The organism is Bacillus sp. NPDC094106, assembly GCF_044764345.1.
GTDB lineage: Bacteria > Bacillota > Bacilli > Bacillales > Bacillaceae_G > Bacillus_A.
In genome coordinates, this window is sequence record NZ_JBIWHY010000010.1 from 188,845 (window position 1) to 196,270 (window position 7,426).

8 protein-coding genes and 1 rRNA gene are annotated in these 7,426 nt (G+C 37.0%); 6 read left to right on the forward strand and 3 right to left on the reverse strand.

Annotated elements, in window-relative coordinates; translation table 11 throughout:
• The first annotated feature begins 39 nt into the window (after positions 1-39).
• From ACIQ7L_RS16490 to yugI, 3 genes are all read left to right on the forward strand, one after another.
• Positions 40-537 (forward strand): Lrp/AsnC family transcriptional regulator, encoded by a 498-nt coding sequence (locus ACIQ7L_RS16490; protein ID WP_400570584.1) that lies wholly within the window; start codon positions 40-42, stop codon positions 535-537.
• Positions 534-1,724 (forward strand): aminotransferase, encoded by a 1,191-nt coding sequence (locus ACIQ7L_RS16495; RefSeq protein WP_400570585.1) that lies wholly within the window; start codon positions 534-536, stop codon positions 1,722-1,724. Before ACIQ7L_RS16490 ends, ACIQ7L_RS16495 begins: the two co-directional genes overlap by 4 nt.
• A gap of 301 nt (positions 1,725-2,025) precedes the next feature.
• The gene (yugI, locus tag ACIQ7L_RS16500) at positions 2,026-2,370 is read left to right on the forward strand and encodes a S1 domain-containing post-transcriptional regulator GSP13 (protein WP_097899133.1); all 345 of its coding nucleotides are present in this window, start codon (positions 2,026-2,028) and stop codon (positions 2,368-2,370) included.
• Between the two features lie 112 nt (positions 2,371-2,482).
• Here the strand turns inward: yugI and ACIQ7L_RS16505 are convergent, their stop codons facing one another.
• A complete protein-coding gene (locus ACIQ7L_RS16505; protein WP_400570586.1) occupies positions 2,483-2,716 on the reverse strand; it encodes a DUF378 domain-containing protein in 234 nt (77 codons plus the stop codon).
• Between the two features lie 300 nt (positions 2,717-3,016).
• On the opposite strand from ACIQ7L_RS16505, the gene ACIQ7L_RS16510 reads away from it, so the two are divergent.
• Together ACIQ7L_RS16510 and ACIQ7L_RS16515 are read left to right on the forward strand one after the other, a co-directional pair.
• Entirely contained in the window at positions 3,017-4,369 is a 1,353-nt protein-coding gene (locus tag ACIQ7L_RS16510; protein WP_400570587.1) for a glucose-6-phosphate isomerase, read from the forward strand.
• A gap of 348 nt (positions 4,370-4,717) precedes the next feature.
• Positions 4,718-5,128, forward strand: a complete 411-nt coding sequence (locus tag ACIQ7L_RS16515) for a YugN-like family protein (protein ID WP_400570588.1) — start codon at positions 4,718-4,720, stop codon at positions 5,126-5,128.
• Here ACIQ7L_RS16515 and ACIQ7L_RS16520 read toward each other — a convergent pair.
• Complete coding sequence (locus ACIQ7L_RS16520) at positions 5,118-6,113, reverse strand: ion channel (RefSeq protein ID WP_400570589.1); 996 nt, start codon at positions 6,111-6,113, stop codon at positions 5,118-5,120. The two genes, ACIQ7L_RS16515 and ACIQ7L_RS16520, sit on opposite strands and share 11 nt — an antisense overlap.
• A gap of 106 nt (positions 6,114-6,219) precedes the next feature.
• Positions 6,220-6,900 carry an MgtC/SapB family protein gene (locus tag ACIQ7L_RS16525; RefSeq protein ID WP_400570590.1) on the reverse strand — a complete coding sequence of 227 codons (681 nt, stop codon included), beginning with the start codon at positions 6,898-6,900 and terminating at the stop codon, positions 6,220-6,222.
• Positions 6,901-7,350: 450 nt separating this feature from the next.
• Between ACIQ7L_RS16525 and ACIQ7L_RS16530 the strand changes: the two genes are divergently transcribed.
• Positions 7,351-7,426: ribosomal RNA gene (locus tag ACIQ7L_RS16530) — 16S ribosomal RNA — on the forward strand; the annotation flags it as partial.

Here is a 7,426-nt window from a genome sequence, read left to right on the forward strand (position 1 = left end):
TTGTATAATTTAGAAAAAGTGAAAAGGAGGATGCATTATATGATGACTGAAAAAGAATTAGAATTGTTAGCATGCCTTGAAAAAAACAGTCGTTTATCCGTAGAAACGTTAGCGAAAATGTTAAATATAGAAGTAGAAGAAACAAAAGAAATGGTCGCAAAATTAGAAAGTGAAAAAATCATTGTGGATTATGTTACACATATCGATTGGACAAAGGTGAAAGAACATACTGGTTTAACAGCAATGATTGACGTGAAAGTTACACCAAAGCATGGTGTTGGATTCGATGCAGTTGCTGAGCAAATTTACCGTTATTCGGAGGTGAAATCGGTTTATTTAATGTCAGGGACATATGATCTTTCTATTACGTTAGAAGGAAAGAGTATGGCTGAAGTGGCAACATTTGTTTCAGAAAAATTAGCAACGATTGAATCGGTTGTTTCAACAACAACGCATTTTATTTTGAAGAAATATAAACATGAGGGCATTATTTATGAAAAAACTGATGATGATAAACGAATTGTGGTGACACCATGAAGCGGTTTGAACTATCAAGATCAGCAGAATCTTTACAGCCATCCGGCATTCGTAAGTTCTTTGACTTAGCGGTAGGGATGAAAGGTGTTATTTCACTTGGAGTCGGAGAGCCAGATTTTGTTACACCATGGAATGTCAGACAAGCATGTATTCGTTCATTGGAAGAAGGATACACAGCATATACTGCAAATGCAGGATTATTAGAGCTGCGTCAAGAAATAGCAAAGTATCTTCAAAAGCAATTTCATGTTTCCTATGATCCAAATGAAGAAATTATTGTTACAGTTGGGGCAAGCCAAGCGTTAGATGTGGCGATGCGTGCTATTGTAAATCCAGATGATGAAGTAATCATTATTGAACCGAGTTTTGTGTCTTATGCACCGCTTGTTACATTAGCTGGCGGGGTACCAGTTCCAGTAGCAACTTCTTTAGAGTCTGCGTTTAAAGTACAGCCGGAGCAAATTGAAGCGGCTATTACAACGAAAACGAAGGCCATTTTACTTTGTTCCCCAAATAATCCAACGGGAGCACTTTTAAACAAATCCGAATTAGAAAAGTTAGCAGTAATCGTTGAAAAGTATAATCTCATTGTATTGTCGGATGAAATTTACGCAGAGCTTGTATATGATGAGGCTTATACGAGTTTTGCGAGTATTCAAAATATGCGTGACCATACAATCTTAATTTCAGGATTTTCAAAGGGATTTGCGATGACTGGATGGCGTCTTGGAATGATTGCGGCTCCGGTACATTTTTCGGAATTAATGCTTAAAATTCATCAATACTCCATGATGTGTGCACCGACAATGTCACAGTTTGCAGCATTAGAAGCGCTTCGCTCTGGAAACGATGAAGTGATTCGAATGAGAGAAAGTTATAAAAAACGCCGTAACTTTATGACGACATCATTTAATGAGATGGGCTTAACATGTCATATGCCGGGAGGAGCGTTTTATGTATTCCCTTCCATTTCTTCAACTGGATTGTCTTCAGCGGAATTTGCAGAACAATTATTGTTAGAAGAAAAAGTAGCAGTTGTTCCCGGAAGTGTCTTTGGTGAAAGCGGTGAAGGGTTTATTCGTTGTTCGTATGCAACTTCGCTTGAACAGCTTATGGAAGCGATGAAGCGAATGGAGCGATTCGTAGAGAATAAAAAAAGGACAAAACAGAATACGTTTTGTCCATAAAAAGGGGGGGAATACTAGAAAGCCATGTGTTAGTATTCTATCCCAATATTTAAAAAATATACGCATTAGAGGAAATTTTTTCATGAATTTTGAATGATATAGGAGCTAGTGGTATAATTTACTAATATAAGGGGGCTTTTCTTAGCAGGAGTTATTTTCGCCTGAGAATGAGCTTTCGCCAATCGGATATTTATCTTGTTATTTGCGAGCGGTTGCATCTGCGACTCTTTTTGTATGTTTGGCAGATGTCTTGCCAATTGCAAGTAGTGGGGAAAATGGTAAACGTATGGGAGTGTTTCATATGTCAGAACAATACACAGCAGGAGTGGTTGTAAAAGGGAAAGTGACTGGAATTCAAGATTACGGTGCATTTGTAGCATTGGATGAAGCAACACAAGGACTTGTGCATATATCTGAAATTACAAATGGATATGTAAAAGATATTCATGACTTTTTAAAGGTCGGAGATACAGTAGAAGTAAAGGTCCTTTCAATTGATGAAGAACACAGAAAAATGAGTTTATCGTTAAAAGCAGCGAAGGGAAAACAAGGAAAAGTTCTTGTACCGAATCCGTCTGATAAAGGATTTAATACGCTGCGTGAGAAGCTAACAGAGTGGATTGAAGAATCACAGTTATCAAAGTAAAAGAGGATCGCTATATGAGCGACCCTCTTTTACTTTATATTATGATATATATTAGCAAATATGATTGCAAGCAATCATATTCGTATGTCGGATGGGAAGGGTGACATACTTGTTATCGAACTTCATTCGTTTCTGGGTGAGTGCCAAGATTTTCGGATGGCTTGAATAGTAAACCAAGATTAATGAGCCCAGAAATACCAACGATACCGTAAATAATTCGTGCGAGAGCAGCGTTTTGTCCACCGAAAATAGCTGCTACTAAGTCAAATTGAAAGAATCCAATAAGTCCCCAGTTGACGGCGCCAATTACAGTGAATACTAATGCAATACGTTGTAAAGTACTCATTTCAAATAGCCCTCCTTAAATATGAAGCATAAGCAAACCTTTTGTTATAAAGTATAATTGCACTTTAAGAGGTTTAACTCTCTTATAGAATGGTTATCTTTTGCCGTTTTTATACATCAAAAAATATCCATCATAAGATATATACATCTATACCAAAAATGAGGATTTTTATACGAAAAATGAACTTTTTTTAAAAAATAAATATTGGTTGCGTTTACAATTCTTCAATCGCTTGATTTACAACTTCAGTTTCGCTAAAGTGAATACAGAAATACATATACATAAATTGGAGGGAAAAAGATGAGCACACATGTAACGTTCGATTATTCTAAAGCGTTATCGTTCATCAGTGAACACGAACTAACTTATTTACGTGATGCAGTAAAAGTATCACATCATGCAATCCATGAGAAAACTGGAGCTGGGAACGATTTCCTTGGGTGGGTAGAGCTTCCGCTTCAATATGACAAAGAAGAATTTACTCGCATTCAAAAATGTGCTGAGAAAATTAAAAATGACTCTGATATTTTACTTGTTGTAGGTATTGGTGGTTCTTACTTAGGAGCACGCGCAGCAATTGAAATGTTAAACCATTCTTTCTACAATATGCTTTCTAAAGAACAACGTAAAACTCCACAAGTGCTATTTGTTGGACAGAACATTAGCTCCACTTACATGAAAGATTTAATGGACGTATTAGAAGGGAAAGACTTCTCTATTAATGTTATTTCCAAATCAGGTACAACAACTGAACCTGCGATTGCATTCCGCCTATTCCGTAAATTATTAGAAGAGAAATATGGAAAAGAAGAAGCACGTAAACGTATTTATGCAACAACTGATAAAGCGCGCGGTGCTTTAAAAACATTAGCTGATGAAGAAGGATACGAAACATTCGTAATTCCTGATGATGTTGGCGGTCGTTTCTCTGTATTAACACCAGTTGGTTTATTACCAATTGCAGTTAGTGGCCTAAATATCGAAGAGATGATGAAAGGTGCAGCTGCTGGACATGACGACTTTGCGAAATCAGAGCTTGAAGAAAACCCAGCTTATCAATACGCAGTTGTTCGTAATGCTCTATATAACAAAGGTAAAACGATTGAAATGCTTGTTAACTATGAGCCAGCACTTCAATACTTTGCTGAGTGGTGGAAACAATTATTTGGTGAAAGTGAAGGAAAAGATCAAAAAGGTATTTTCCCATCTTCAGCAAACTTCTCTACTGACTTACATTCATTAGGTCAATACATTCAAGAAGGACGTCGTGACCTATTTGAAACAGTTCTTAAAGTGGGTAAATCTACACACGAACTAAAAATCGAAAAAGATGAGAACGATTTAGATGGCTTAAACTATCTTGTTGGTGAAACAGTAGACTTCGTAAACACAAAAGCGTACGAAGGTACATTACTTGCACACAGTGATGGCGGAGTACCAAACTTAATCGTAAACATTCCAGAATTAAACGAGTATACATTCGGTTACCTTGTATACTTCTTCGAAAAAGCATGTGCGATGAGTGGCTACCTACTAGGTGTAAATCCATTTGACCAACCAGGTGTAGAAGCATACAAGAAAAACATGTTCGCTTTACTTGGCAAACCAGGATTCGAAGAACTAAAAGCAGAATTAGAAGAACGCTTGAAATAGGGAAAGCGGAAATGGCTCGTTCAGAATGGAAGAAGCGAAGCTACCGACCATTCTAGCCATTGAAGCTGGATAGTAGAAAAGCGGAGCCGACTGTTTAGGCCTGTCGGCTAAGGTTCTTGCGTACAGAAAGTGCTTTACTTTCTCGTGCGGAAGGTTCTTAGACGGAAAGGCCTAGGAGGCATAGTTGAACAAAGAAGCTGTTGGGATCATCCCAACAGCTTTTTTTACGGTAAGGAAGGGGCAAATCGTGCAGAAGAGGCGGTGTGCTGTGTCGAAATGCCGATATGTTAATGCTAGAACAAATGTGAACCGGGCATGCTAAGAGAAAATCGAGGAAGGGTGAATGGCTTGATTCTGATTCAATCAGATTTAGAAGGTCGTACGTATGCTTTGTTTCAACTAGAGGAAACGTTAAAGCCACTTGGCTATAGCATTGGTGGCAATTGGGAGTATGACAAGGGTTGCTTTGATTATAAGGTAGATGAGGATGATGGATATCAATTTTTAAGAGTCCCATTTACGGCGGTGGAAGGAGAGCTTGATAGGCCTGGTGTAGTCGTCCGGATTGAAAAACCATATCTCCTTTCACATGTATATCAAGACGAATTGGATGATCAAGTAAATACATTAGCAGCTGGAACAGGTGGATTAGATCAGTTTGCGGAGCCGCAAGATGCAGACGGGGATATAAAAAGAAAATATATTGATATCGGAAAGGCCTTAGTAAAAGAGCTGGAAAAGCATATTATTAATGTTTAATTAAGATAAATACGTCGCTTTCAATAATAACGAAGGAATGAACGGGATTAATATGATATTGTTCATTTCGCTGCACACCTAGCAGTAAGATGTCCTGTTTTAAAAGCGAGCTACTGCAAACTTCGAAAGTTTTTCCAATATAGGATGAAGGAGTATTCATTAGCTGTAATCTACTTTCTGAGATTTCATTATAAAGGGTAAATAATACACCTGAAATAGAAGGGAATAAAAGAGATGCAGTAAAAACATAGCTTGTTAATTTATTTCCTTCTATAATTTCGTTAGCTCCCGCTCTAGTTGCGTTTTGAATTTGTTCAGAAGTAAGGAGTTCAGCGATGCAATGAATGTTTGGGTTTAGCCCTTTGGCAGTTAAAATATTTAGAATGGATTGTGTATCAGCTAAGCTTTCGTTTTTTTCTTTGTCTGCGGTTATTAAAATCGTATGAGCTGTCTTAATGTTGGCTTTTAATAAAGTTTGATCGTGATGCGGGCATCCTTTAATAAACTCTAAGTGATGAAATGGCTTCGGAAGTAAAGAAAGTGTTTCGTCTATTAAAACGATATTAAGATTTGGCTCTAAAACATGCATTTGACTTACCACTTGTTTGGCTCTTTCATTCCAACCGACAATAATCATATGCCCGTGACAAGTTGCGGCATCTTCACCTTTAATTTTCATATATTGCTTGCTGATCATTTCGGTAGCGAATAATACCATGTAATAAGAGCAAAATCCTGTTCCTAATAAAATAAGAAGTATACCGAGCAGTTTTCCTAACGATGTATGTGGGACGTAATCACCGTACCCGACAGTAAAAATTGTAACAAGCGACCACCATATCCCATCAAGCCATGTAGAAAAATACTTTGGTTCTAATTTATATATGAGAAAGCCAAAAACAGTAGTAAGAATGAGAATAAAGCTAATTAAGCGAAAAATAATGGAGTCGCGAAATACATCCACTAGGTTAGCGCGTGATTTCAAAATGGTATACCTCCTTCTTATCATGTAAGGCTACATTCATTGTTACCATTATGGAAAAAAGAAAAACTCTCTATTTTGTAAGAGAGTTGTTTTGCGCTGAGAAATATTACATACTTTCAACTTCCGTTTGTTGAACACTTTCGAGATGCTGCAAGGCATAATAAACGTCAGCTGTATGTTTTTTTTGATCAACAGACAATTTAAGATGTAAAAAGTGAGAGCCGTTCTCTAATGTTTTAAGTTTCATATTTTTAACTTTTATGCCCATTTCCTTGATTTCTTCAATCACAATAGGGATGTTATTCATATCCCGTACAACCAGTTTAACAGCGATATCTCGCTGCCTTAGTGATCTAGGGCCTAAAAATTTCATTGTTAACGGTATAAGTTCGACACTAATCATAAGGAAACACATACCGAAAACCGCTTCAAGATAAAAACCAGCTCCAACAGCAATTCCAATACCGGAAGCGCCCCAAATCATAGCGGCAGTAGTTAATCCTGCAATGCTGTCATTTCCTCTTCTTAAAATAACGCCAGCACCTAAAAAACCGATCCCTGAAACAATTTGAGCTGCAAGGCGAAGTGGATCCATGTTCATGTGATCTGTATGAGGTAAATTATAAGCAGCTTTAATAGAAACAATGGTAAGGAGGCAACTAATAATAGAGATGACTAAGCAAGTTTTTAAACCGAGTGGCTTTTTCTTTAATTCACGTTCTAAACCGATAGCGAATCCTAAAACAGCAGAGAGACCTAGCTTAATTAATAAATCGGTATAGTCCATACGTATTCCTCCTCATCTGTTTATTTACTGTAATGTAGCAATAATATATGAGTAAAATAGTTATTCGTAACTTAAAGCTTCTATCAAGTTTGATATGACTTCCTGTCTTTGTAAAGAATATATGTAGTAATTTGTTAGAGATGAAAATGACTATAGTGAAAAAGGGCATTTTGTTTAAGTGTATGAGGCTAAAACAGAAACTTGGTTATTTTTATAAAAAAGTTTTAAAAGGGTGTTGCATTTCGGAATTCTACATGATATATTAATAACCGTCGCTGATGCGAAACAGCAGAAAGCGAAAAAAGAAATTAAAAACTTTGTTGACATCAAAAAACGAAGATGTTAACATAAGGAAGTCGCAAATGAGCGGCAAACAAGTTCTTTGAAAACTGAACGAAACAAACAACGTGAAACGTCAATTTTTATTTTATGATGCTAGACAAACTAACTTTATTGGAGAGTTTGATCCTGGCTCAGGATGAACGCTGGCGGCGTGCCTAATACATGCAAGTCGAGCGAATGGATT

Excerpts from the sequence above, each read along its gene's own strand:
- ACIQ7L_RS16490 (WP_400570584.1), top strand. The coding sequence starts at position 40 with ATGATGACTGAAAAAGAATTAGAATTGTTAGCATGCCTTGAAAAAAAC.
- ACIQ7L_RS16495 (WP_400570585.1), top strand. The coding sequence starts at position 534 with ATGAAGCGGTTTGAACTATCAAGATCAGCAGAATCTTTACAGCCATCC.
- ACIQ7L_RS16505 (WP_400570586.1), bottom strand. The coding sequence starts at position 2,716 with ATGAGTACTTTACAACGTATTGCATTAGTATTCACTGTAATTGGCGCC.
- ACIQ7L_RS16510 (WP_400570587.1), top strand. The coding sequence starts at position 3,017 with ATGAGCACACATGTAACGTTCGATTATTCTAAAGCGTTATCGTTCATC.
- yugI (WP_097899133.1), top strand. The coding sequence starts at position 2,026 with ATGTCAGAACAATACACAGCAGGAGTGGTTGTAAAAGGGAAAGTGACT.
- ACIQ7L_RS16525 (WP_400570590.1), bottom strand. The coding sequence starts at position 6,900 with ATGGACTATACCGATTTATTAATTAAGCTAGGTCTCTCTGCTGTTTTA.